This window comes from Halomonas fontilapidosi (assembly GCF_014192285.1).
Lineage (GTDB): Bacteria > Pseudomonadota > Gammaproteobacteria > Pseudomonadales > Halomonadaceae > Halomonas > Halomonas fontilapidosi.
Genome location: NZ_JACHXQ010000019.1, coordinates 1 through 23,603 on the forward strand (window position 1 = coordinate 1; position 23,603 = coordinate 23,603).

Genomic DNA, 23,603 nt, shown 5'->3' on the forward strand with positions numbered 1-23,603 from the left:
TTCCTGTTCGTCAGGCCAGCGTTTTGCCTCGGGCTGCCTTCAGATTCCCCCTCGCGGGAGACACCCTTGCCGTCGGCTAGCACTTCCCCTTGCCGTGCAGGGGACTTTCACCCCCAAGTCATCCCGAGGCACCACCCTCGGGAACAGCGCCAGTCAGGCGCTGCGCGCCATGCCTGGCGCACACGCAAGACGCCTGCGACCCGAAGGTCGCAGGCGCTGCAGGGGTAGTTAGCGGCCCGCGCCAGACGGGCTATTTGGTCGACTTGCGGGTATCGATGCCCAGCAGTTTCCAGGCCGGACAGAAGTTGAACAGGCCGGTAGCCAGCGGCAGTATGCCGATCCAGCCCCAGACCCCGATGGTGCCGGTGAGGGCCAGCAGGATCAGCACGGCGCCAACCACGATACGGGCAATCTTGTCGATACCGCCCACATTGCTCTGCATGACGAACTCCTTCGGTTAGTGTCAGCGACTCAGAAGCTGTAAACGGGGATGCTCGGGTCTCGCATCATCTCGGCCATCGGGCCCGGGGCGGCGACGCCGACGCCTTCCAGGAGGTCTCCCTCCTGATGCTCGCTATTGGGCAAGTAGATGGCGCAGACATCCACCTGAGCGCCATCCTTGATCAGCATTTTCAGGATCGCTTCTGGCGTCATCTGGTCCACTTCACTCATCTCCGGCGTCTTGAAGGGCGCGTCACTCGCATACCCCTCCACGGCAAGATCGCCCGCCTGGTCGCAGAGCAGAATGTTCGGATCCGTACCCTGCATCTGCATATTCCGGGTCAGGATCATCGCCATGCCCTGGGTCTGCAGCGAGTCGCTGGTGAGGATCACCAGCGCCTGGTCCTTCGATTCATCACCGCCGTGGCTGTCGGCCAGGGCAGCGCCGGAGAGTCCGATGGCAGCAGCGGCGGTAGCCAGGGTCAGTGTTTTCTTGATCGTCATGTGCTCACCTCGTTGGATCGTGCATGATGGCGGGCCCTCGCCGGTCGACGAAGGCCTGCGAATGGCGTTTACTCGGCCGGACGCCAAGCGACGTCGGGGTCGATCTCATAGCTCCAGGGCAGCCCGGCGTTGCGCCAGCCGTTCACGGCGCGCACCCCCTTGGAATCCCCTTCCTCGAGCTTGCTGCCCTCGAAGCCGTCGGTGACCGAATAAACCTTGTTGAAGCCCATCTCGGTTATCACGTCGGCGCCGGGCGCGCTGCGGGTAGAGCCGGAACGGCACATGACGATGATCGGATCGTCCTCGGCCACCTCCAGGGCCTCCAGCTCCGCGCGCACCTGGGCCTCAAAGTCGGCATTCTTGACCATCGGCCAGGTCTTGGCGTCTTCGTTGAAGTTGTCACGATCGGCCAGCACCCAGGGCACATGAATATCGGTGGGCTTGGCGAAACCGGTGAACTTGATCTCGATGGGGTCGCGCACGTCGATCAGCACGGCCCGCTCGTTGTCCTGCATCAGCTCATAGGCCTCGCTCGCCGTGACGTAGAGCCCGAGCTGGGTTTCCCGGTAGGCGGGAACGTCGTCCTGGGCAACAACCGGGCCGGTGACCAGGGTCACCGCCAGCAGCGAACTCGCCAGTAGATGTGTCATTTTCATAACTAAAACCTCTAAAGAAATAACTTTTCTTACTTCCCTAGAAGCCTAGTGCATTGCGGCATCGTCTGCATGGGGCATGAAGACGCACCTTGATGCAGGTCAAGAAGCTGGCCGTGGAGGAGACACCTTGCCTGGTGCGCTGGTGCTTACCAGGCCTATGTTTGAGCACGGTTCGTGAGGGACGGTAGGCCCCGTCAGAGCTCGATCCGATCGTCGTAGGCGGGAATCTCGGCTTCGATATCGCTCTCGGCCAGCGCCGCCTGCAGCGCCTGCTGGGCGCCGGGCTCGCCATGCACCAGATAGAAGCGCGGCCGGTTACGAAAGGCCCCGGCCCAGCCCAGCAGCTGGGTCTGGCCGGCATGGGCGGAGAAGCCGCCGATGGTGTGGACCTTCGCCTTGACCACCAGGTCCCGCCCCAGAACGCGGATCCGCTCGGCGCCGTCGACGATCTGGCGCCCTACCGTGCCTGCCGCCTGAAAGCCGACGATCACCAGCCGGGTATCGGGTCGCTCCAGGTTGTAACGGAAGTGGTGGATGATGCGCCCGCCGTTGCACATCCCCGCCCCGGCAATGATGATCGCCCCGCCGTGTAGGCGATTGATGGCCATCGACTCCTCCACCGTGCGGGTCATACGCAGGATCGGCAGATACTGACGGGTGTCGCCGCTGGCCGCCACGTTGAGCACCTTGAGGTCTTCGGCATCCAGTGACTTGCGGGCCCGGTGGTATAGCTCGGTGACCTTGATCGCCATGGGGCTGTCGAGGAACACCATCTGCTGGCGCAGCCGCCCCTCGTGGTAGAGCACGCTCAGATGGTAGAGGATCTCCTGGGTACGCCCCACGGCGAAGGCAGGAATCAGCACGTTGCCGCCCGCCTCGTGGGCCTCCTCCAGCACCCGGGCGAACTCCTCGAGGGTCTCGTCCAGCGGCCGATGGTCGCGGTCGCCATAGGTGCTCTCCATCAGCACCAGGTCCGCGTCGTAGAGCTTCCCGGGGTCCTTCATCAGTACCGAGCTGGGGTTGCCCAGATCCCCCGAGAAGACCAGGCGCTTGTGCTGCCCGCCGGAGGGCACGGCGAGTTCGACGATGGCCGACCCGAGGATATGGCCGGCGTCGCGGAACACCAGGGTCACCCCGCCCGGCAGCCGGGCTGGGTGGCCATAAGAATGGGTCTCGCAAAGCGCCAACGTCTGATCCACGTCGTCCAGCTCATAGAGCGGCTCGACCAGCGGCTTGCCGTTTCGGCGTCGCCACTTGTTCTCCCATTCGACGTCCTTGGCCATGATGAAGGCCGCGTCCTGCAGCATGATCTCCAGCAAGTCGCGGGTGCCCCGGGTGCAGTGGATCGGCCCGCGATAGCCCTCCCGCACCAGCTTGGGCAGCAGCCCCGAGTGGTCGAGATGGCCATGCGAGAGCACCACCGCCTCGAGTTCCCGCGGCAGCTTGCCGAAGGATTTGGCATTGGCCGCGTCGGCGTCGCTACCGCCCTGGTGCAGGCCACACTCCAGCAGCAGCTTGTGCGCCCGGCCGTTGCCGTCCACCTCGATGAGATAGCGCGAGCCGGTGACTTCCTTGACCGCGCCCTGGAAGGTGAGTGTCGACATGGTCTCGCTCCTTCTCGCCGAAGATGGGGTATCGCCGGTGACCCGAGCCAACAGACGGCCACGGGATGCCCCTTGGCCTCAGCATAACGGATTTGACCACACCCGGCGTCGTTCATGCCGGCCCCTTTGACCCGGGTCATCCCGTTACAGGAATACCACCGGCCAAGCCTATTACGCACCCACCACAGCCGAGCAGAACCGCCACTGCATGGGCCGACATTCACTGGCCATTTGTGCGATTTTTTCGCTATGATGAACGACAATACGCCCACCGAAAAATGGAAGAACACAGATGAACTCCGCGCCAACACTTGTGCTGGTCATGGGGGTTTCAGGCTCCGGAAAATCGCATATCGGCAAGCGCCTTGCCGAGGCCACCGATGCCGACTTCATCGATGCCGATGACCACCACAGCCCCACCAGCATCGCCAAGATGTCACGCGGCGAACCGCTCAACGATGGCGACCGGGAGGGCTGGCTCGAGACGCTCGCCGGCTTCTTGCGTAACCATGCTTCTCGGGGGCGTTCGCTGGTGATCGGCTGCTCGGCGCTCAAGCGCCGCTATCGCGACACCCTGCGCGGCGGCGCGCCGGACCTGAAGATTCTCTACCTGCATGGCAGCCGGGAGCTCCTGCTGTCACGGCTGCGCGCGCGCCAGGGGCATTTCTTCCAGGGCGATCATATGCTGGATAGCCAGCTTCGCGACCTGGAACCGCCGGACGAAGATGAGGCGATCCGCCTGGATATATCGCTCTCTCCCGAGGAGATTGTCTCGACCTTTATCGAAAGGCTTGGAGCCTGAACCTCACCTGGTAAAAGCGTAAAACATCAGCGGATGCGTAATAAAAAAGGGAGGCCAATGGCCTCCCCGTTTTATTGCGGTATCGTCTTTTTAATTTCACGACTATAGCGGCCAGATAGCGAGCTGAGGCCAGGTCAGCAGCGCCGCCAGCACCAGCAGCTGAATCGCCATGAAGGGCAGCACCGAGACATAGATGTCCTTGAGGCTTATCTCCGGCGGCGCCACGCTCTTCAGGTAGAAGGCCGCAGGGCCAAACGGCGGCGACAGGAACGACACCTGCATATTCACCGCGAACAGGATGCCGAACCAGATCGGGTCGAAGCCCAACTCCGTGACGATGGGCAGGAAGATCGGCAGGGCCAGCATGGCGATGCCGATCCAGTCGAGGAACAGCCCCAGCACCAGCATGATCGCCATCATCACCAGGATGATCACGATCGGCGCCACGTCGAGCCCCAGGATCATCCCCGAGACGAAGCGGTTGCCGCCCATCAGGTTGTAGACCCCCACCAGCGCCGCAGCGCCGATACCGATCCAGATGATCATGCCGCAGGTGAAGAGCGTCTGGCCCAGGCTGTGGTGCAACATCGCCACGCTGAACTCGCCGCGCAGCACGATCGCCAGCATCACCCCGAACACGCCCATGGCCGCGGCCTCGGTCACCGAGGCGATGCCGCCATAGATGGTGCCCAGCACCAGGAAGGCGATCATGGCCGGCAGCAGGATCGCCTTGATCGCCTCGAACTTGCTGGCAAAGGGATTGTCCTGGGTCTCGGCGGTGAGCGGCGGGCCCATCGCCGGGTTCTTCAGGCAGCGCACCAGCACGTAGGCGATGTAGGAGCCCATCAGGATCACCGCCGGGGTGATCGCCGCGGTGAACAGCTCGGCGATGGAGACGCTGGCGATCAGCCCGTAGATGATCAGCACGATCGACGGCGGCATCATGGTACCCAGCGCCCCACCGGCACACACCACGCCGATGGAGAGCCGCTTGTCGTAGCCCAGGCGCAGCATCTGCGGCAGCGCCAGGATGCCCAGCAGCACGATCTCGCCGCCGATGATCCCCGACAGCGCGGCGAGGAAGAAGGCCACCACGATGGTCTGTACCGCCACGCCGCCGGGTAGCCGCCCGGCGAACACCCGCATGGCGTTGAACAGGTCCTTGGCGATGCCCGAGCGGTCGAGCAGCGAGGCCATCAGCACGAACATCGGCACCGCCACCAGCGAGTATTCGGTGATAAAGCTGAACACCCGGCTGGTGACCAGCGGCAGCGCCGTCTCGCCGAACCAGCCGAAGGTAAAGACCATCGCCACCAGGCCGGTGATAAAAGCCAGCGGCAGGCCGGTGACCAGCAGGCCGAAGATGGCAGCGATCATCAGGATCGTGGCCGTCCCGATATCCATCAGCGTGTCTCCCTGTCGGTGGACTCATGGGCGATAGGCTCATGGTCAGCGGGACGGGCGCGAATCGACTGCACCAGGTGCAGCAGCGCCTGCAGGGTCATTAGCGCCAGTGCGAACAGGATCATGCCCTTGACCAGCGCCGGAAAGGGCGGATTCCAGGAGGTGCCGGAGCGCTCCAGCTGCCACTCGCCCAGTGGGTTGTGCGAGGCGCGCCAGAACATATGGAAGGCGGCATAGCTCATGGCCAGGCAGAAGCCCAGGGTCACCAGGTCGTTGAAGCGGTCCATCCAGCATTTGAGCCGCGGGCCGGCGCTGTCGTAGAGCACCTTGACGCGGATATGGCTGTTGCGGGCCAGCGCCGCGGGGCCCCCCAGGGCGAAGGTCACGGCGACCAGGAAGACCACCGACTCGTGCACCCAGGAGGTGGGGTTGTTGAAACCGTAGCGCAGGAACACCTCGACCACGCTGATGCCCATGGCAATCAGCACCATCCAGGCGGCGCCGCGGGCGCCGCGGGCCACCAGGCGGTCCAGGGCGGTGCGTTCGGGGCCGAGTGCCTCGACCTCATCGACCAGTTCGGCAGGGTCGCGGTTGTCGGGGGAAGATTGGGTCATGACGGGTCTCTTGACGCATCGCCCGGGTCGCGCCCGGACGATGGTCAGCTTGCCAAAAAGTGAATGGGGGAAGGCTTACATCAGGTTGCGAGCCTTCAGGAACTCGACCACAGAGTCGTAGATCTTCTGGTTCATCTCGCTGCGCTCGGCCCAGGCCGCCCACTCTTCCTTGGCGATGTTGCGGAACTTGGCGCGCTCCTCGGCGGACATGTCGATCAGCTCGATGTCCGGGTCCTGACGCGCCTCGGCGACTGCCTCGAGGTCAAGCTGCTTGAGCTCGAAGACCATCTCGTAGGCCAGCTTGTCGACCGAGGTCTCCAGTATCGCCTGGAGATCCTCTGGCAGGCCGTCCCAGATCTCCTTGTTGAGCGACACAGCAACCATCGGCAGCGAGTGGAAGCCCGGATAGTTCGGGTAGTTGGCGAAGCTGTGCAGCCCCTGGCTGTGGTTGGTGGAGAACACCGTGTAGTCGGCGGCGTCGATCACGCCCTTCTCCAGCGAGGTGTAGACCTCGGAGCCCGGCAGGTTCACCGGCGCAGCGCCGGCCTTCTCGAAGATGTTGTAGACCATGCCCTCCGGGGCACGCACCTTGAGCCCTTCGAGATCCTCCACGGTGCGGATCGGACGCTTGGAAGGGAAGGACTCCAGGCCGGTGGCCGCGGCGCCGAGCAGCTGCACGCCGTAGGGATTGACCAGCTCATTGTAGAGCTCCTCGCCACCGCCGTGGTTCATGTACTCCAGGAACTCCAGCGGGTCGCCCCAGGCGCCCACCAGGTTACCGAGCATGCCGAAGGCCGGGTCGCGGCCGGAGAAGTAGCTGGGGTCGGTGAGGTGGCCCTGGAGGATGCCGGACTGGACGGCATCCAGGGTCTGGTTGGCCTGCACCACGGCATTGACCGGCAGGATCTCGATCTCGATGCGCCCGTCGGACATGGTGTTGACGTTCTCGGCCCAGGCCTTCTTGAGCTCGAACTGCGGCTCGCCCGAGGTCTCCGAGGTCTGGAAGGTCCACTCGTACTCGGCGGCCTGTACGGAGAAAGCCAGCGTGCCGAGCACGGCGGCGGTCAGGCCCTTGAGGGCAAAGGCGGAGCGTGGCGTGATCTGTTTCATGGTGCGTTTCCTTCTTGAGTGCATGGCAGTTGTTGTTGTCGGTGCAGGACACCGCAAGGGAGGCGAACCGGTCATCCCGGCTCGGGAACGTCTACGCCCGGCAGGCGCAGACGTGGCGAAGGATGGTCGAACAGGCTCTCGAAGCCCAGGTCCAGCCCGGTGCGCTCGAGCACCGAGAGGGCCGCCTGCTCGGCGGCGTCGGGTTGGCGCAGGCGAATCGCTTCCATCAACCGGCGATGGCGCTCCATGCTGTCGCTCAGCTCGGCCGCGCTGTGGTTGGAGGTCTCCACCAACAGGCCAATGGCCGGCTTGAGCATATGGCTGAGCTGGGCCCACAGCAGGTTGTGGGTGGCCGCAAAGATCGCCTCGTGGAAGGCCACGTCGTGCTCGTCGTGGCTGCGCCCCTCGCAGCAGCGATCGGGCGCCTCCAGGGCACGGATCATGTCGTGCCAGGCCGTCTCGATGGCCAGCAGGTCGGCGGCGGTGGCATGCTCTGCCGCCAGCCGCGCCATAAAGGGCTCCACGGCCACGCGAAAGGCGAAGATGTCGCGCTGGATGCGCGGATTGGGCTGGGCAAAACGCGCCATCCAGTCGCTGACCCGCGGGTCCAGCAGGTGCCAGTCGGTGAGCTCGCGCACCCGGCTGCCCTGCCCCGAGATACGCGTCAGCATGCCCGCCGAGACCAGCTGCTGCAGGGCACTGCGCACGGTGCTGCGGCTAACGCCGTAGTGGGCGCAGAGGTCCAGTTCACGGGGCAGGAAATACCCCGGCGGGTGCTCGCCGGCGAAGATCGCCCGGGCGAGGTCCTCGGCGATATCGGGCTTGTGGGCGGACTTGCGCCCGGATGAGGGCTGAGGCGACGACATGGGCGCTGGGCGACTCCTGTACGACTTGGCTCACTCTATGTCGGACATAGGGTCGCCCAGATATCGCCGGCTTGCCTTTAGACTTTAGTCAGAAAATAGATCACGTAGTACAACCCGACTCGTGGGCAGGGCGATCCCCCCGCAGATACGAGAGCGCCCCGCCAAGGTGCATCCCGGCGAGGCGCTCAAAAAACCTGGCCACTCAGCCAGGATAGGTCAGCGACAGCGTGACTCAGCGATAGACCGGCAGGCGGGCGCACACCGCCTCGACCTTCGCCTTGACCTCGGCCTCGATGGCGGCGGTGTCGTCCCCCGCCGCCATGACGTCGAGGATATCGCAGATCCAATCGGCCAGTTCCCGGCACTCTGTCTCGCCGAAACCGCGGGTGGTCACGGCCGGGGTACCGATACGCAGGCCCGAGGTGACGAAGGGGCTCTGCGGGTCGCCCGGCACGGCGTTCTTGTTGACGGTGATATGAGCACGGCCCAGGGCGGCATCGGCGTCCTTGCCGGTCAGGCCCTGCTTGACCAGCGAGAGCAGGAAGAGGTGGTCCTCAGTGCCACCGGAGATCACCTCGAAGCCGCGCTCGATGAACACGCCGGCCATGCTCTGGGCATTCTTCACGACCTGCTGCTGGTAGGTCTTGAACGCAGGGTCCATGGCTTCCTTGAAGCAGATCGCCTTGGCGGCGATGACGTGCTCCAGAGGGCCGCCCTGGCCGCCCGGGAAGACCGCGGACTGCAGCTTCTTCTCGATGGCCTCGTCACCCTCGGCGGAGAGGATCAGGCCACCACGCGGACCGCGCAGGGTCTTGTGGGTGGTGGTGGTGACGACGTGGGCGTGGGGCAGCGGCGTCGGGTAGACGCCAGCCGCCACCAGGCCGGCCACATGGGCCATGTCGACCAGCAGATAGGCGCCCACTTCATCGGCGATCTCGCGGAACCTGGCCCAGTCGATGACCTGGGAGTAGGCGGAGAAGCCGGCGATGATCATTTTGGGCTTGTGCTCACGGGCCAGGCTGGCCACTTCAGCGTAGTCGATCAGGCCGCCCTCGCCCAGGCCGTACTGCACGGCGTGGTAGTGCTTGCCGGAGAAGTTGGGCTTGGCGCCGTGGGTCAGGTGACCGCCGGCATCCAGGCTCATGCCCAGGATGGTATCGCCCGGCTTGACCAGCGCCTGGAAGACCGCGCCGTTGGCCTGGGAACCGGAGTGGGGCTGGACGTTGGCATAGCTCGCGCCGAACAGCTCCTTGGCGTAGTCGATGGCCAGCTGCTCGACGATGTCGACGTACTCGCAGCCGCCGTAGTAACGCTTGCCCGGATAGCCTTCCGCGTACTTGTTGGTCAGCTGGCTACCCTGGGCCTCCATCACCCGGGGGCTGGCGTAGTTCTCGGAGGCGATCAGCTCGATGTGCGCTTCCTGGCGTGCGACTTCCTTCTGCATCGCATCGAACAGGACGTCATCGAAACCGGCAATCTGCATGTCGCGGCTGAACATCGGCGGGAAACCTCGCAAAACAGGAGAATCTGGGGAGCACATGATACCCCAGCCCCCGGCGGCTTTCACATGAAAGGCGGTCATCACGAGTGGCGTGCTCTTCATCTTCCCGCCGCCCAAGCCACGACAACGTCCGATGCGCCTGCGGCTTATCGGGCCTGCCGACCCGACAATCCGGGCTCAGCGCGTTTCCACCCGCATCTCGAGGCGCTCGGGCAGCGAGAGGGGGTCGCCCGTGTAGGTTTCCAGGTTGCTCTCGGCCGGCAGGGTGAGGGCTACCTCGAGCTCCTCGGCGGTGCCTTCGGCCAGCGAGACAAGCCCCAGCAGGAACTGCTGCACCTGGGGACCAAACATCATGCCGAAGCCCTCGGCCTGAGTCCGCGCCTGCTCGATGTACTGGCTCTCGGTGATCCCTTCCATGGCCGCGCCCAGGGTGGCCATGCGGCCGAACAGCCCCTCCTCGTTGAGGATCAGGCGCAGGTTTCCGCCCAGCAGCGTGGCCAATTCCAGCACCTCGGCATCGGCAAACACGGCCGCCGGACTGATGCCCTCGGGCAGCACCACCGGCAGTTCGATATCGAACCCCAGCCTCAGGGCGTCGTGGACCGTGACCTGGCTATCACTGGTGATCAGGCTTTGCGTCTCGCCCTCTTCCCAGTTGCCGAGCAGCGCCGCATCGATGCGCAAATTGCCGCTGCCGTCGGTGAGCACGTTGCTGGCCATGCGCAACTGGGCTCTCTCCTCCTCCGGTGCCAGTTCGATCATGCGCGCCAGGTCGGCCTGGAAATCATCGATCACCACGCCGCCCTCGCCGTCGCTCATGTCGCCATCGACGCTCAAGCGCGCCAGGCGTCCGACGAGCCGCTCAGCGTCAATCACCAGGTCGCTGAGCACCAGCGCATCGAGTCGCTGCTGCTCCTCGGTATCGAGGCCCTGCAGGCCTTCGAACACCAGCGAGGCAAGCGTGAAGGAACCGGCGCCGAACTCGCCCAGACTCTCGCCCACGCCCGAGACGTCGGCAACCTCGAAGCGATCGATGGCCGCGTGGCTGAGCCCCTCGCCCCTCACCCGGGCAATCGTGATACGCGCTTGGGTGTCGTCCACGTCAGCCTCGTCGAACAGCTCGCGGGCCAGCTCGGAGGCAAAATCGAAGATAACGTCATCGATGGCCAGCGTGGCGATGCTGACATCCTGTGGGGCCAGGCTGCCATCCAGCGGAAAGACGGCGCGCGAGGGCTCGCCGAGGACGATACGCTCGATCTCCACCAGCGCCAGTTCGGACAGCTCGTCCTCGAGGCGCAGCCCCTCCAGGATGACCTCGTCGGGGCTATCGTAGTCGCCATTGACCACATAGCGGTCGATGATCAAACGCTCGCCCGCTTCGCCGCGAAACTCCAGCGCCTGAGCGGCCACCTGCGAGCGCAGCACGCCACTCGATACCTCGCCGATCTCGACCTCACCCTGTCCGCTGACCAGGCTTCGCAGATCGGCCTCGAGGCGTTCGGTCGAGCCATGGGCATGAGGGGCCACGACAGCCGACAGCGACATCGCCACTGCCAGGGCGCCGAACCCTTGGAGGGCGCGAAGGCTAAATGGGGTAGACGGCATGGAATCACCTCCTGTGTAGCCGTGCAGGAAAAAGACAACCCAATGAGCGTAGCTTAAATGGGTGAGGCAAGGCGCGCCTCGAGCCGCTCATTGACGCTCTCCAGCACCCTCAGCCGAGCCCGGCGCTTGTCGTCGCAGGCGATCAGTTCCCACTCGGCACCCGGCGCCTGGGTACGGGCAAACATTTCGTCGATGGCCTGCCGGTAGTCATCCCAGCGCTCACGATTGCGCCAGTCCTCGTCGGTGAGCTTGTGGCGCTTGTGAGGGGTGGCGGCCCGCGCCTTGAAGCGGCGCAACTGCTCCTCCTGGCTGATGGCCAGAAACAGCTTGCCGAGCACCGTGCCATGCGCCAGCAGTTGGCGTTCGAACTCGCGGATCTCGGCGTAGGCGCGCCGCCAGGCCGCCTCGGGCGCCAGGCCTTCGACCCGCTCCACCAGCACCCTGCCATACCAGCTGCGATCGAAGATGGCGATGCGTCCATCGGCCGGCAGTCGACGCCAGAAACGCCAGGCCCAGGGCAATGCCAGCTCCTCGTCACTGGGGGCGGCAATGCGATGAACCCGATACTGGCGGGCATCCAGTGCCGCGGTGAGCCGATGGATGCTGCCCCCCTTGCCCGCCGCGTCGAGCCCCTCGAACGCCAGCACCACCGGGAGTCGTCGGCGTGCCGCTTCCCGGGCATTGATGGCCAGGCGGCCCTGCTCTTCGACAAGACGCGCCGCATAGCTGGACTTCTTCAACGAGGTCTTGGTGCGCGGATCGGCCCGCCGTATCGACGGCGCCGCCGGCATCTCGCCGGCCATCACCTCCGGCACCTCAGACGGCGGCTCGGGCGGCGCCACCAGAGTCTCGTGCAACAGTGCTCCCACCCGCTGCAACTGCTCCGGGGGGTCGCGGAAGTCGAGACGCCGCCAGGGCGCATGGTCCACCGCAGTGACATTGCGCATCTCGCGCCCCAGCGCCTCGATGGCGGCGTGTTGCAGATGGCGCTGCCAGTCGGCGGTCGTCAGCTGCCAGGCACGCACGGGGTCGGCCTGCAGCGCCTGCAGGTGATGGCGCTGGTCGCTGCGGTCGATGTCCATCCACAGCTTGAGCAGGACCACGCCCTCGGCGGCCAGCTCGGCCTCGAAGGCGCGGATCTCGGCCAGCCGGTCCCGGAAGGCCCCCGGCGAGAGACGCCGTTCGGCGCGGGCAAAGAGCCCATCGCCATACCAGCCATGGATAAAGATACCGATGCGGCCGCGGTCGGGAATGCGCCGCCAGAAGCGCCACCAGTAGGGTCGTTCCTGCTCCTCGCTGCTTGGACCCAAGGCATGCACCTCGGTGTGGCGGTTCTCCAGCCAGTGGTTGAGCTCGTTGACCAGTCGGCCCTTATGGGTGGCGGCATGGCCGGTCAGCAGCACGATCACCGACTGCTCCCGGCGGTGAGCGAGGTCGAGCTGAGCCTCCAGCAGGCGGGCGCGAAGGATACGGGTCTGCATGATCAGGCCTCGCCCAGCAAGCCGAGACTGGCCGCCGGTGCCTGCTTGCGCAGGCCCCGTGACAGCAGATGGCCGATAAGGCCGATCAGCAGCGCACCGCCCAGCGGCAGGATCAGCCACATCAACCCGTGGATCCTGGGCGCCAGGTCGAACCAGGCCAGGTAGATACCGGCGGCAGCCAGTTCCGCCAACAGGGCCCCCATCAGCCCGCTGGCCAGTCCCAGCACGGCGAACTCCGCCGCCTGCATCCGCGACAGCAGCCGATTGCTGGCCCCGAACACCCGCAGCAGGCCGCTCTCGTGGGCGCGTACCGGCAGGCTGGCGGTGAGCGCCGCGTAGAGCACGCTGATGCCGGCCAGCAGCACAAAGCCCAGCACCAGCTCCACCGCCCGGGTGACCTGCGTCAACACCTCGCGTACCTGGCCGAGAATGGCCTCCACGTCGAGCAGGGTGACCGCCGGGAACTCCTGCACCAGTTGGCGCAGCAAGTCGCGCTCGTCATCGTCGAGGTGGAAGGCGGTGATGTAGCTGTGGCCGAACTGCTCCAGGATGCCCGGCGGGAAGATCACGTAGAAGTTGGGACGGAAGCTCTCCCAGTCGAGGCTGCGCAGGCTGGTCACTTCGCCGGTGACCTCATTGCTGCCGATGGTAAAGGTCAGGCGGTCACCCAGCGCGAGCCCGAGACGCTCGGCGAGACCATCTTCCACGGAGATCGGCACCGGCGCGTCGCCGGCAGCGGGCTCGGCGGCCACCTCGTCCATCCAGCTGCGAGCCTCGCCAGTCTGGTCGTCGGCGAACCACTCTCCCGCCACCACTCGGTTGCCCTCGGGGAGGGTCTCGCGCCAGGTCAGGTTGAGCTCACGCCGCAAGGCGTTGTCACCTCGCGATTCGGCGGGTACGGCCTCTTGCGGGACCTCGCCGTTGATGGCGGTGAGACGCCCTCGCACCATCGGATAGAGGGCGCTGCGGGCATCGGCGGCTCCCGTCAGGGCCGAGGCAAAGGCGTCCCGCTCCTGGGGCTGGATATTGATGGCGAAGTGGTTGGGCGTGTCCGCCGGCAGCTGGGCCTGCCAGGTGGTCAGCAGGTCGCCACGTACCAGGGCGATCATCGCCACGGCGAAGAAGGTCACCGAGAAGGCCAGCAGCTGGCCGAGGCTGGCATGGCGGCGCCGAGCCAGCTGCTGGCCGCCCAGTCGCACCGAGGTGATCATGCCATCCGCCGGGCCCTTCACCGGGGCATGGCCGCGCGGCAGCCGGGCGGTGGCCCGCAGCACCAGGCCCAGCAGCACGCCGCCGAGTACCCACAGCACCACCAGCATCACCAGCCCCCCCAGCAGCAGCCCGGCAGCGAGCCAGAGGTCGCCGGAGTAGAGCCACAGCAGCCCGCCGAAGACCAGCGCCGCCACGCTCACCACCAGCCAGGCCGAGGGTGGCAGCGGGTCCAGCTCGCGGCGCAGCACCTTGAGGGCGCTGACCCGCTTGAGGCGCAGCAGGGTCGGCCCGGCGAAGCCGGCCAGCACCGCCAGGGCGGTGAATACCCCGAGCCACAGCGGCAACAGCCCGGGGGCCGGCAGGCTGAATGGCAGGAAGGCCGACAGCAGCCACACCAGCAGCGCCTGCCCGGCCAGCCCGAGCAGCGCCCCCAGCGCCGAGGCCGCCAGTGCCAGCCACAGCAGCTGCAGCACGAACAGGTGCAGCAGCTCGCGCTGGGTGGCGCCGAAGCAGCGCAGCAGCGCGGCGGTATCGAGGTGGCGATCGACGTAGCGGCGGGTTGACATGGCCACCGCAACGCCGGCCAGCAGCACGGCGGCAAGCCCCGCCAGGCCGAGGTACTTCTCGGCACGTTCCAGGGCATTGCCCAGTTGGGGACGGTCGCTGCGCACGTCGCGCACCTCCACCCCCTGGCGGCGCAGCCGCTCCAGCAGCGGCTCAACGCGGGCCACCGCCTCGGCACTGCCGGCGGCCAGCAGTTCGAACTCTACCCTCGAGCCCTCCTGGACGAGGCCGGTGGCCTCCAGGTCGTCGTGGTGCATCATCAGCCGCGGATTGAAGCTACCGAAGCCGGCCGACTGGTCGGGCTCGCGCTCGATCACGCCGCCGACCTCGAGTTCGGTCTCACCCAGGCGAATCCGGTCGCCCACTTCGAGTTCCATCAGTACCGCGAGCCGCGGCGCCACCCAGGCCTCGCCCGGCGGCGGGCCATGCGCCAGCGACTCGACGCCGTTGCCGCGGTCCACCCGGGCCGTGCCGTAGTGCGGGTAGACGCCGTCAACGACCTTGAGGCTGGCCGGCTGGAAGCGATCATCGCGGCTCACCATGGAGACCATGTCGACCTGGTCAGAGAGCGTCAGGCCGGCCTCCTCGAGGGCCCGGCGCACCTCATCGTCGAAGGGCCGGCCCTGCTCCAGCACCACGTCGCCGCCAGCGAGCTGGCCCGCCTGGCGGGTCAGGCCGCGGTCAAGCCGGTCGAGAAAGAAGCCGATCATGGTCGAGGCGGCCACCGCCAGCGCCAACGCCAATGCCAGGGCGCGCACGTCGGCGGCGCGCAGGTCACGAATCAGGCTTCGGACGGAAAGGCGCAGCAGGGCCGGCCAGGCGGTGCGACTCATGCCATCACCTCGTCGTGCGCCATCTCGACCAGTCGGCCGCCCTCCAGGCGCAGGCAGCGATCACAGCGCCGTGCCAGGGCATGGTCATGGGTCACCAGCACAAGCGTGGTGCCGGCCTCGCGGTTGAGCGAGAACAGCGCCTCGATGATGCGCTCGCCAGTGACCGGGTCCAGGTTGCCGGTGGGCTCGTCGGCGAACACCAGCTCGGCGCCGGTGACGAAGGCCCGGGCCAGGGCCACGCGCTGCTGCTCCCCTCCCGAGAGCTGCTTGGGCAGGTGGCCCAGGCGCTCGCCGAGGCCCACGCGGGTCAGCCAGTCGCGAGCGCGGTCTTCGGCATCGGGGCTCGGCGACAGCTCCAGCGGCAGCAACACGTTCTCCAGGGCCGTCAGGGTGGGCAGCAGCTGAAAGTTCTGGAACACGAATCCCACCCGCCCCGCGCGCAGCGAGGCCCGGCCATCCTCGTCGAGCGCGCGCAGTGACTGCCCGAACAGCGACAGCTCACCCCCGCTGGGCGAGTCCAGCCCCGCCAGCAGGCCCAGCAGGGTCGACTTTCCGGCACCGCTCTGGCCGAGGATCGCCACGCTCTCGCCAGGGAACACCGACAGCGACAGATCACTCAGAATGGTCAGCCGCCGCTCGCCGCTCTCGACCTCCTTGGCGAGGTGGTCGGCGTGTAGAATCGGCGAGGCATCCGTTCGAGAGGAGATGGACATGGCAAAGGGCTTCCCTGTAGGTGCGTTGGGCCGACAGCCAGCGTATCGGCTTGCTGGGCACTGGCTGACGGTAGTCTGGCTCGCCGCGCCCTGGTTGTTAGCGCTGGGGTTATTGGTGCTGGGGTTGTCGACGCTTCCGTCGACCGCCCAGGCGGCGCAGGATAGCGACAGGCCTGTGCTGCTGGTGATGGGCGACAGCCTGAGCGCTGCCTATGGCATCGAGCAGGGGACCGGCTGGGTCAGTCTGCTGCAGGCGCGCCTGGACGGGAAGGCGCGGGTGATCAACGCCAGCATCAGCGGCGAGACCTCCCGCGGCGCGGCCGCGCGCCTGCCCGATCTTCTCGGACAGCACGAACCCGATATTGTTTTGCTCGAGCTCGGCGGCAACGACGGCCTGCGCGGGCTGCCGCCGGGGCAATTCGAGGCCAACATGGCCGACATGATCGAGGCCAGCCAGGCAGCCGGCGCCGAGGTGCTGCTGCTCGGCATTGATATCCCGCCCAACTACGGCCGGGCCTACCGCGACGCCTTCACCAGCGTCTATACGCGACTGGCCAACGACTACGACCTTTTGCTGGTGCCCTTCCTGCTCGAGGGCGTAGCCCTGGAGAACGAGCTGATGCAGTCCGACGGCATCCACCCCACCGCCGAGGCGCAGCCACGGATCCTGGAAAATGTCTGGCCCAAGCTCGCGCCGCTGCTCGAGGCGAACGGCGCCGTTGTGGCGGAGATCGGTCAGGACTGAGCCACCGGCACGGGTGCCTTCTGCCACTGCTGCAGCCCGAGGCCGCCGAGGATCAGCACCAGGCCCACCAGAGTCGAAGGCAGGATCGGCTCGCCCACCACCAAGTGCAGCAGCAGCAGCGACACCGGTGGCGAAAGGAAGATCAGGTTGGAGACCTTGGCCGTGCGCGAGACCCGATGCACGGCCAGCTGCCAGAGCACAAAGGCAATACCCATCTCGAACAGTCCCACGTAGATGCCGGCTCCCAGCGCCGTCCAGCCATGCCAGGCGATACCGGGTCCGGCCAGCAACAGTCCCGTGAGCACCGGCACGCCGACGCTGAAGTTCTGCCACTGGGCCACCAGCGGCGGACGGTGATCGCGGGCATTGAGCAGCCAGTAGAGCGCCCAGAGCAGCGTCGAGGCGAGCGCCATGCCGACGCCCAGGGGGTCGGCGAAGGCCACATCGAACACCGCCCCACGGGTGGCGATTACCCACACCCCGCCGTAGGCGATCAGCCCCGCCAGCACGTCGATGCGGGTCAGCCGCTGGCCCAGCAGCGGCACCGCCAGGAAGGCCATCGCCAGCGCCCAGGTGTAGTTGAGCGCCATGGCTTCCTGGCCGGGGAGACGGTCGTAGGCACCGAACAGCACCAGGTAGTAGGCCACCGGATTCATCAGTCCCGCCCAGGCGGCGGTGCGCCAGCCATGCCTGAGCGCCTGGCCCAGCAGCCCCTGGCGGGCCACCAGCACGCCGATCAACGCCCAGGAGACCAGCGAGGCGATCCACATCAGCGTCAGCGGCGACATGTAGCCGAGCGCCACCTTGAAGGCCGTGGCCACGGTGGACCACATCGCCACGGCCCCCAACCCAAAGAGCATCGCCTGGCGGTCAGGGCTCATCGTGACTTCTCGTTCACGCCGGGTGTCAAGGGTGCTTTCCCCCGGCGCTGACGCACGATCACCTCGCCGACCAGGTAGACCAGCCCGCCGGCCACCATGCCTGGCAGAATCTCGTAGACGGTGTCGACGACGCGCGGGTCCAGCAGCTGATAGAGCAGCACCACTGCCGGGCCTGTCACCACCATGACGATGGTCAGCCATTGGGGCGGACAGCGTCCCAGCGTGTATATGACCAGCAGCGGGGCAAAAGCGGCACCCAGCCCCGACCAAGCGTGCAACACTAGCCAAAAGACGGTCTCATTGGAAAACAGCGCGATCGTAAGCGCCATCACGATCACCACCAGGGTAGCGATCCGGGTAGTGGTGTAACCCTGAAAGCGCGAAGGCAGGAGATCTCGACTGATGGCGGCCGAACAAGTCAGGATCAGCGAATCTGCCGTAGAAATCGTGGCAGCAAACAGGCCGGCCAGTACCAAGCCGGCGAGGATACCCGGCAGCAGCTCCGCCGCCATGACCGGCAAAGCCAACTCGGTGTCCTGCTGCACATCGAAGTCGGCGATTTCCGGCAGCAGTAGGCGTGACATCAGACCCACCAGCATGGCGAGGCTGTAGAAGGCGGTGAACCAGCCGTAATAATAGGCGCGGGCGCGCCGCATGCTCTTCTCACTGTCCAGCGACATGAAGCGCACCATGATCTGCGGCTGGCCGATGACACCGATGCCGGCAAACAGCCAGCCGATCACGAACAGCAGCGGGCCCAAACCGCCAAAGGCCAGGTCGGTCGGGAACCAGTTCATGTAGGTTGTCGACACCGCGTTCAGGGCCGCCCAGCTCGGCTCGACGCCGCCCTGCTCGGCGATGGTGATCCATACCATCAGCCCCATCCCCAACAGCATGACGCTCGACTGGGCCGCGTCGGTCCACACCGAGGCCCGCAGCCCCCCGGAGAAGCAGTAGAACAGCACCATGGTGGCACCGATGACCGCCCCGAGCCCCTGCTGCCAGCCGAACAACACGTTCAGCGCCTTGCTGCCGGCACTGAGCTGTGCAGCGGCGTAGACCCCCAGGAACACCACGGCTATCAGGGCTGCCACGACGCGCACGCCCACCTGGTTCTGCCCGTACCAGTTGCCCAGCAGGGTCGGATAGGTGAGCGAATCGAAACTCCCGGTCGCCCGCCGCAGGCGCCGGTGCACCAGCAGTGAGATCAAGAAATCGCCGACGATCCAGCCAATCATCAGCCAGACCGCCGCCAGCCCCGCTGAATAGGTGTAGCCGATGACACCGATGAACATGTAGCCGCTATTGTTGGTCGCCACGGCCGACAACCCCGCCAGGGAAGGCGGCAGGCTGCGCCCCGCCAGCAGGTAGTCGGTGCTTTCCTTACGTCTTACCAGTACCGACGAGAAGCCGATGAGCAGGAAGAACAGCATGAAGAAGATGAAACTTCCCTGGAGCATTAACATCGATGGATCACCTCGCCTGATAGCATCGCTTCGTTGCAGTCTGGCAGTTTCCGCGCTCGGGGTGTGCGCTTGTCAGCTAGCCGGTGCCGGCTGAGATGGGACGGGGCTCAGCGGTCGAGGTGTCCCAGGTCGCGTTCGGGGTCGAGGCGGTCGCGCACCGCCTGCTTGAGGGCCTTGATGTCGGGAAAGCCACCATCGCGCTTGCGCTCCCAGAGCGGCGCCTCGTCGTAGAAGATCTCGAAATGGCCCCCGTGGGACGGCACCAAGGCTACCTCATCGAGGTCCTCGCCGAAGGTGGAGAGCAGTTCCTGGGCGAACCAGGCGCTGCGCAGCAACCATTGGCACTGGGTACAGTAGTGGATTCGAATACGTGACATGAAGCCTCGAATGTCGCAACAATGAGCGTCCGATGATAGCAGTCAGGGAGACCCGATGGCCGCCCCCGAGATCAGCCAGTCCCGCCTCTTCGAGTGGCTCACCGGCGACGAGGACAGCCGGATGTGCCGGGATATCCCGGACGAGGCCTGCCACGAGCAGCCCCGCAATTTTCTCCTGCATCTAGCGGCATCGCTGGGCAACAAGCTGGCCGACGAGCTTTCCAGCGCCCGCCTGGTGCTGCCCTGGCTGCTGGGGGTGATCGGTGCCCCGCTGTGGATGGTCGGCCTGCTGGTGCCGATCCGCGAGTCCGGTGCCCTGCTGCCCCAGCTGTTCGTGGCCGGCTTCATCAGGCTCAGGCCCGAGCGCAAGTGGGTCTGGGTGCTGGGCGGCATCCTGCAGGCCCTGGCCGCCGCGCTGTTGGCCCTGCTGGCCCTTTTCGGCTCGGGCGGCGTCGGTGGCGGGCTGGTGCTGGCGGTGCTTGTTGCGCTGTCGCTGGCCCGCGGCCTGTCATCGATTGCCACCAAGGACGTGATGGGCAAGACCATCGCCAAGCAGCGCCGCGGCACCCTGATGGGCTGGAGCGGCAGCGTGGCCGGCGGTGTGACCCTGGCCGCGGGCGGGGTCTTGATGCTGTTCGGCGACCGCCCGGGGGAGCTGGCATTGGCCGTGCTGCTCGCGATAGCGGCGCTGGGCTGGGCCGTCAATGCGCTATGCGCGTCGCGCATCGCCGAGACGCCCGGCGCCGTCGAAGGCGGCGAGAATGCCTGGGAGAGCATCAAGCTGGGGATGCGCCTGCTGCGTGACGACCGGGCCTTCCTGCACTTCAACGTCTCCCGCGCCCTGCTGCTGGCCAGCGCTCTCGCCCTGCCCTATGTGGCGCTGCTCGGCCAGCAGCAGAGCGGCGCGGAACTCGGCGGTCTGGGCCTCCTGATCGTGGTCTCGGGAGTGGCCGGCATGCTGGCAAGCCCGCTATGGGGCAAGCGCGCCGATGCCTCGAGCCGCCGAGTGATGCGCGACGGCGGGCTGGGCACTGCGGCTGGGTGTCTGCTCGGGGCCGTCTTCGCCTGGCTGCCCGGCGCCTGGAGCGAGACTGTCTGGCCCTATGCGCTGGTGTATGCCCTGCTGGTGATGATCCACGCCGGGGTTCGCCTGGGCCGCAAGACCTATCTCGTTGATATGGCCGGGGCGGACAGTCGCGCCCTCTACCTGGCGCTGTCCAACACCCTCATCGGCGTGCTGATGCTGATCGTGGGTGGCGTTATCGGCCTGCTGGCCCAGTGGCTGGGCAGCGCCGGGGTGCTGGCGGCCCTGGCGCTGATGGGGCTCGGCGCAGCGGCCAGTGCCCAGCGCCTGCCCGAGGTGGAATGACCACCGGCGCGCGGGCGCGTTGAAATCCCGACGCCGCCTGGCCATGATAAGAGGCATATCCCGCTCCTTGCCGCCATGCGATGCGCCAAGGGCACCGCGACAGGAATCCCCTGCATGAAACGATCCCCCCTGATCAGCCCGGAACTGCTGGAACGCATCATCGATGCCTCTGAGGACGGCATCGTGGTCGCCGAGCAAGAGGGCGACGAGAATATCCTGATCTACGTCAACCAGGGCTTCGAACGCCTCACCGGCTACAGCGCCGACGAGATCCTCTACCAGGATTGCCGCTTCCTGCAGAACGAGGATCGCGACCAGCCGGGGCTCGATGCCATCCGCAAGGCCCTCAAGGCAGGTCGGCCCTGCCGTGAGGTGCTGCGCAACTACCGCAAGGACGGCACCCTCTTCTATAACGAGCTGTCCATCACCCCCATGTACGACGAGGATGATCACCTCACGTATTACATCGGCGTGCAGAAGGACGTGACCGAGCGCGTCGAGGCTCAGCAGGAGCTCGAGCGGCTCAAGACCGAACATGGCCTGACCTGAGCCACCCCAGGTCTTCGCGAAAAATTGTCGCGAAAGGCTTGTGCCCGCGGTTCCGTGACGCTATATAGCCAGCAGGCAACGGCCGTTGCCTGCTGGCGCTTCAGGTTCCGCCCCCGGGACGAGAAGCGATCGAGTGATACGCCGGACGCAGACGCGTTCGGCCCCGGGCCATGGGAGGACATCACATGCGCCATGAACCTCTTCTCGACACCACCGATGACGATCAGGACTACCTGGAAGCGGTCAACGACGACAGTCGCGTCCGTCCCGGCAGCCGAGCCGATACGCTGCGAGCGCGCCGACGCGTGGAGGCCCTCATCGAGGAGCGCCGCCTACGCCGCGCCATCGAGGACGACTGGGCCCTCGAAGAAGAGGAATAGCCAGCCTCGGGCGGAACCGGGTCGACGCTCTGGCCTTTGCCTGCGCTGAGCACTATCATCGTGGCCACTCAAACTCTTCCAACCGATAGGTTCACATGGCGCAATACGTCTACACCATGAACCGGGTGGGCAAGGTCGTGCCCCCCAAGAAGCAGATTCTCAAGGACATCTCGCTCTCCTTCTTCCCGGGCGCCAAGATCGGCGTGCTGGGCCTCAATGGCGCCGGCAAGTCGACCCTGCTGCGCATCATGGCCGGCGTCGATACCGAGTTCGAGGGCGAGGCCCGCCCCATGCCGGGCATCAACATCGGCTACCTGCCCCAGGAGCCGGCGCTGGACGACAACAAGAACGTCCGCGAAACCGTCGAGGAGGCACTGGGCGAGATCATGCAGGCCCAGGAGAAGCTCGACGCCGTCTACGCGGCCTATGCCGAGCCGGATGCCGACTTCGACGCCCTGGCCAGCGAACAGGCCCGGCTCGAGAACATCATCGAGGCCTCCGATGCCCACAACCTCGAGCGCAAGCTGGAGGTAGCCGCCGAAGCCCTGCGCCTGCCGTCCTGGGAGGCCCGCGTCGGCACCCTCTCCGGTGGCGAGCGGCGCCGCGTGGCGCTGTGCCGCCTGCTGCTCTCCAGTCCCGACATGCTGCTGCTTGACGAGCCCACCAACCACCTGGACGCCGAATCGGTAGCCTGGCTGGAGCGCTTCCTGCACGACTACAGCGGCACTGTGGTGGCAGTCACCCACGACCGCTACTTCCTCGACAACGTGGCCGGCTGGATCCTCGAACTCGACCGCGGCCAGGGCATTCCCTTCGAGGGCAACTACTCCCAATGGCTCGAGGCCAAGGAGAAGCGTCTCGAGCAGGAGGCCAAGCAGGAGGCCTCGCACAAGAAGGCGATCAAGCACGAGCTGGAGTGGGTACGCAGCAACGCCAAGGGTCGACAGGCCAAGAGCAAGGCACGCCTCAATCGCTTCGAGGAGCTGCAGTCCGGCGACTTCCAGAAGCGCAACGAGACCAACGAGATCTTCATCCCGCCCGGCCCGAGGCTGGGTGACAAGGTCATCGAGTTCCACGACGTGTCCAAGGCCTTCGATGACAAGCTGCTCTACGAGGATCTCACCTTCAGCGTACCCAAGGGCGCCATCGTCGGCATCATCGGTGGCAACGGCGCGGGCAAGTCGACGCTGTTCAAGCTGATCACCGGCAAGGAGCAGCCCGACGCCGGCGAGGTGGTGGTCGGCGAGACCGTCGATATCGCCTATGTCGAGCAGCTGCGGGACCACCTCGACGACAAGCAGACGGTGTGGGAGGCGGTCTCCGACGGCCAGGACATTCTCAACATCAACGGCTACGAGGTCTCGTCGCGCGCCTACGTGGGCCGCTTCAACTTCAAGGGCAACGACCAGCAGAAGCGCCTCAACGAGCTCTCCGGCGGCGAGCGCGGTCGCCTGCAGCTGGCCCAGACCCTGAAGCAGGGCGCCAATGTGCTGCTGCTCGACGAGCCCTCCAACGACCTGGACATCGAGACCCTGCGGGCGCTCGAGGAGGCCCTGCTGGCCTTCCCCGGCTGTGTACTGGTGATCTCCCACGACCGCTGGTTCCTCGACCGCATCGCCACCCACATCCTGGCGTTCGAGGGCGACTCCCACGTGGAGTTCTTCGAGGGCAACTACACCGAGTACGAGGCGGACCACAAGAAGCGCGTCGGCGACGACACGCCGCATCGCATGAAGTACAAGCGCATCGACGCCTGACCCTGCTTCGCCGAGCCGTAAGAATGCCCGCTTCGCGGGCTGAAGCTTGAAGCTGGAAGAGGACCCCCCGCCGATGAACTGCACCCCGAAAGTTGGACACCCAATCCAACCTTCGGGGTGTTTTTATGAGCAATCGATACGACGAGTGGTTCAAGCTGCTGGTGGCTCA

The 23,603-nt window shown here is 66.2% G+C and carries 22 protein-coding genes; 6 read left to right on the forward strand and 16 right to left on the reverse strand.

The genetic code is table 11. The features are described from left to right. Positions 1 to 250: 250 nt before the first annotated feature. From FHR95_RS16855 to FHR95_RS16870, 4 genes are all read right to left on the reverse strand, one after another. The gene (locus FHR95_RS16855) at positions 251 to 442 is read right to left on the reverse strand and encodes a YgaP family membrane protein (RefSeq protein WP_183315292.1); all 192 of its coding nucleotides are present in this window, start codon (positions 440 to 442) and stop codon (positions 251 to 253) included. A 29-nt stretch (positions 443 to 471) separates the two neighbouring features. After that, complete coding sequence (locus tag FHR95_RS16860; RefSeq protein WP_246378698.1) at positions 472 to 945, reverse strand: DsrE family protein; 474 nt, start codon at positions 943 to 945, stop codon at positions 472 to 474. 68 nt (positions 946 to 1,013) lie between these two features. Further along, entirely contained in the window at positions 1,014 to 1,601 is a 588-nt protein-coding gene (locus FHR95_RS16865) for a rhodanese-like domain-containing protein (RefSeq protein ID WP_183315293.1), read from the reverse strand. Between the two features lie 194 nt (positions 1,602 to 1,795). Continuing rightward, positions 1,796 to 3,205 carry an MBL fold metallo-hydrolase RNA specificity domain-containing protein gene (locus FHR95_RS16870; RefSeq protein ID WP_183315294.1) on the reverse strand — a complete coding sequence of 470 codons (1,410 nt, stop codon included), beginning with the start codon at positions 3,203 to 3,205 and terminating at the stop codon, positions 1,796 to 1,798. Positions 3,206 to 3,497: 292 nt separating this feature from the next. On the opposite strand from FHR95_RS16870, the gene FHR95_RS16875 reads away from it, so the two are divergent. Beyond that, positions 3,498 to 4,007, forward strand: a complete 510-nt coding sequence (locus FHR95_RS16875; RefSeq protein ID WP_183315295.1) for a gluconokinase — start codon at positions 3,498 to 3,500, stop codon at positions 4,005 to 4,007. 102 nt (positions 4,008 to 4,109) lie between these two features. Here the strand turns inward: FHR95_RS16875 and FHR95_RS16880 are convergent, their stop codons facing one another. The 9 genes from FHR95_RS16880 to FHR95_RS16920 form a co-directional block, all read right to left on the reverse strand. After that, positions 4,110 to 5,411: a TRAP transporter large permease gene (locus FHR95_RS16880; protein ID WP_183315296.1), complete on the reverse strand. Its 1,302-nt coding sequence runs from the start codon at positions 5,409 to 5,411 to the stop codon at positions 4,110 to 4,112. After that, positions 5,411 to 6,025, reverse strand: a complete 615-nt coding sequence (locus FHR95_RS16885; protein ID WP_183315297.1) for a TRAP transporter small permease subunit — start codon at positions 6,023 to 6,025, stop codon at positions 5,411 to 5,413. Before FHR95_RS16885 ends, FHR95_RS16880 begins: the two co-directional genes overlap by 1 nt. Positions 6,026 to 6,100: 75 nt before the next feature. Continuing rightward, entirely contained in the window at positions 6,101 to 7,135 is a 1,035-nt protein-coding gene (locus tag FHR95_RS16890; protein ID WP_183315298.1) for a TRAP transporter substrate-binding protein, read from the reverse strand. 71 nt (positions 7,136 to 7,206) lie between these two features. After that, positions 7,207 to 8,001, reverse strand: coding sequence for a FadR/GntR family transcriptional regulator (locus FHR95_RS16895; RefSeq protein ID WP_183315299.1), 795 nt, complete (start codon positions 7,999 to 8,001; stop codon positions 7,207 to 7,209). A 232-nt stretch (positions 8,002 to 8,233) separates the two neighbouring features. Next, positions 8,234 to 9,499 (reverse strand): serine hydroxymethyltransferase, encoded by a 1,266-nt coding sequence (gene glyA / locus FHR95_RS16900; RefSeq protein ID WP_183315300.1) that lies wholly within the window; start codon positions 9,497 to 9,499, stop codon positions 8,234 to 8,236. Between the two features lie 180 nt (positions 9,500 to 9,679). Continuing rightward, on the reverse strand, positions 9,680 to 11,107 hold the full coding sequence (locus FHR95_RS16905; protein ID WP_183315301.1) for a hypothetical protein: 1,428 nt from the start codon (positions 11,105 to 11,107) through the stop codon (positions 9,680 to 9,682). Between the two features lie 53 nt (positions 11,108 to 11,160). Next, positions 11,161 to 12,588 carry a polyphosphate:AMP phosphotransferase gene (locus FHR95_RS16910; protein ID WP_183315302.1) on the reverse strand — a complete coding sequence of 476 codons (1,428 nt, stop codon included), beginning with the start codon at positions 12,586 to 12,588 and terminating at the stop codon, positions 11,161 to 11,163. Between the two features lie 2 nt (positions 12,589 to 12,590). Beyond that, complete coding sequence (locus FHR95_RS16915) at positions 12,591 to 15,197, reverse strand: ABC transporter permease (protein WP_183315303.1); 2,607 nt, start codon at positions 15,195 to 15,197, stop codon at positions 12,591 to 12,593. Then, positions 15,194 to 15,910, reverse strand: a complete 717-nt coding sequence (locus FHR95_RS16920; protein WP_040184660.1) for an ABC transporter ATP-binding protein — start codon at positions 15,908 to 15,910, stop codon at positions 15,194 to 15,196. Before FHR95_RS16920 ends, FHR95_RS16915 begins: the two co-directional genes overlap by 4 nt. On the opposite strand from FHR95_RS16920, the gene FHR95_RS16925 reads away from it, so the two are divergent. Then, complete coding sequence (locus FHR95_RS16925) at positions 15,909 to 16,655, forward strand: arylesterase (protein WP_183315304.1); 747 nt, start codon at positions 15,909 to 15,911, stop codon at positions 16,653 to 16,655. The two genes, FHR95_RS16920 and FHR95_RS16925, sit on opposite strands and share 2 nt — an antisense overlap. Here the strand turns inward: FHR95_RS16925 and FHR95_RS16930 are convergent. The 3 genes from FHR95_RS16930 to FHR95_RS16940 form a co-directional block, all read right to left on the reverse strand. Next, entirely contained in the window at positions 16,646 to 17,536 is an 891-nt protein-coding gene (locus tag FHR95_RS16930; RefSeq protein ID WP_183315305.1) for a DMT family transporter, read from the reverse strand. The genes FHR95_RS16925 and FHR95_RS16930 overlap by 10 nt on opposite strands. Beyond that, positions 17,533 to 19,002, reverse strand: a complete 1,470-nt coding sequence (locus FHR95_RS16935) for a sodium/proline symporter (protein ID WP_246378700.1) — start codon at positions 19,000 to 19,002, stop codon at positions 17,533 to 17,535. Before FHR95_RS16935 ends, FHR95_RS16930 begins: the two co-directional genes overlap by 4 nt. Before the next feature lie 107 nt (positions 19,003 to 19,109). Beyond that, on the reverse strand, positions 19,110 to 19,379 hold the full coding sequence (locus tag FHR95_RS16940; protein WP_040184655.1) for an Rdx family protein: 270 nt from the start codon (positions 19,377 to 19,379) through the stop codon (positions 19,110 to 19,112). A gap of 55 nt (positions 19,380 to 19,434) precedes the next feature. Between FHR95_RS16940 and FHR95_RS16945 the strand changes: the two genes are divergently transcribed. From FHR95_RS16945 to ettA, 4 genes are all read left to right on the forward strand, one after another. After that, positions 19,435 to 20,748, forward strand: coding sequence for an MFS transporter (locus FHR95_RS16945; protein ID WP_183315306.1), 1,314 nt, complete (start codon positions 19,435 to 19,437; stop codon positions 20,746 to 20,748). Between the two features lie 114 nt (positions 20,749 to 20,862). Then, complete coding sequence (locus tag FHR95_RS16950; RefSeq protein WP_040184653.1) at positions 20,863 to 21,297, forward strand: PAS domain-containing protein; 435 nt, start codon at positions 20,863 to 20,865, stop codon at positions 21,295 to 21,297. A 185-nt stretch (positions 21,298 to 21,482) separates the two neighbouring features. Further along, positions 21,483 to 21,677 (forward strand): PA3496 family putative envelope integrity protein, encoded by a 195-nt coding sequence (locus tag FHR95_RS16955; RefSeq protein ID WP_183315307.1) that lies wholly within the window; start codon positions 21,483 to 21,485, stop codon positions 21,675 to 21,677. Positions 21,678 to 21,772: 95 nt separating this feature from the next. After that, positions 21,773 to 23,434, forward strand: a complete 1,662-nt coding sequence (gene ettA, locus FHR95_RS16960; protein ID WP_183315308.1) for an energy-dependent translational throttle protein EttA — start codon at positions 21,773 to 21,775, stop codon at positions 23,432 to 23,434. Positions 23,435 to 23,603: the final 169 nt, after the last annotated feature.

Coding starts and splice junctions, on each gene's coding strand:
- FHR95_RS16855 (WP_183315292.1), bottom strand. CDS start 442: ATGCAGAGCAATGTGGGCGGTATCGACAAGATTGCCCGTATCGTGGTT.
- FHR95_RS16860 (WP_246378698.1), bottom strand. CDS start 945: ATGACGATCAAGAAAACACTGACCCTGGCTACCGCCGCTGCTGCCATC.
- FHR95_RS16865 (WP_183315293.1), bottom strand. CDS start 1,601: ATGAAAATGACACATCTACTGGCGAGTTCGCTGCTGGCGGTGACCCTG.
- FHR95_RS16870 (WP_183315294.1), bottom strand. CDS start 3,205: ATGTCGACACTCACCTTCCAGGGCGCGGTCAAGGAAGTCACCGGCTCG.
- FHR95_RS16875 (WP_183315295.1), top strand. CDS start 3,498: ATGAACTCCGCGCCAACACTTGTGCTGGTCATGGGGGTTTCAGGCTCC.
- FHR95_RS16880 (WP_183315296.1), bottom strand. CDS start 5,411: ATGGATATCGGGACGGCCACGATCCTGATGATCGCTGCCATCTTCGGC.
- FHR95_RS16885 (WP_183315297.1), bottom strand. CDS start 6,025: ATGACCCAATCTTCCCCCGACAACCGCGACCCTGCCGAACTGGTCGAT.
- FHR95_RS16890 (WP_183315298.1), bottom strand. CDS start 7,135: ATGAAACAGATCACGCCACGCTCCGCCTTTGCCCTCAAGGGCCTGACC.
- FHR95_RS16895 (WP_183315299.1), bottom strand. CDS start 8,001: ATGTCGTCGCCTCAGCCCTCATCCGGGCGCAAGTCCGCCCACAAGCCC.
- glyA (WP_183315300.1), bottom strand. CDS start 9,499: ATGTTCAGCCGCGACATGCAGATTGCCGGTTTCGATGACGTCCTGTTC.
- FHR95_RS16905 (WP_183315301.1), bottom strand. CDS start 11,107: ATGCCGTCTACCCCATTTAGCCTTCGCGCCCTCCAAGGGTTCGGCGCC.
- FHR95_RS16910 (WP_183315302.1), bottom strand. CDS start 12,588: ATGCAGACCCGTATCCTTCGCGCCCGCCTGCTGGAGGCTCAGCTCGAC.
- FHR95_RS16915 (WP_183315303.1), bottom strand. CDS start 15,197: ATGAGTCGCACCGCCTGGCCGGCCCTGCTGCGCCTTTCCGTCCGAAGC.
- FHR95_RS16925 (WP_183315304.1), top strand. CDS start 15,909: ATGGCAAAGGGCTTCCCTGTAGGTGCGTTGGGCCGACAGCCAGCGTAT.
- FHR95_RS16920 (WP_040184660.1), bottom strand. CDS start 15,910: ATGTCCATCTCCTCTCGAACGGATGCCTCGCCGATTCTACACGCCGAC.
- FHR95_RS16930 (WP_183315305.1), bottom strand. CDS start 17,536: ATGAGCCCTGACCGCCAGGCGATGCTCTTTGGGTTGGGGGCCGTGGCG.
- FHR95_RS16935 (WP_246378700.1), bottom strand. CDS start 19,002: ATGTTAATGCTCCAGGGAAGTTTCATCTTCTTCATGCTGTTCTTCCTG.
- FHR95_RS16940 (WP_040184655.1), bottom strand. CDS start 19,379: ATGTCACGTATTCGAATCCACTACTGTACCCAGTGCCAATGGTTGCTG.
- FHR95_RS16945 (WP_183315306.1), top strand. CDS start 19,435: ATGGCCGCCCCCGAGATCAGCCAGTCCCGCCTCTTCGAGTGGCTCACC.
- FHR95_RS16950 (WP_040184653.1), top strand. CDS start 20,863: ATGAAACGATCCCCCCTGATCAGCCCGGAACTGCTGGAACGCATCATC.
- FHR95_RS16955 (WP_183315307.1), top strand. CDS start 21,483: ATGCGCCATGAACCTCTTCTCGACACCACCGATGACGATCAGGACTAC.
- ettA (WP_183315308.1), top strand. CDS start 21,773: ATGGCGCAATACGTCTACACCATGAACCGGGTGGGCAAGGTCGTGCCC.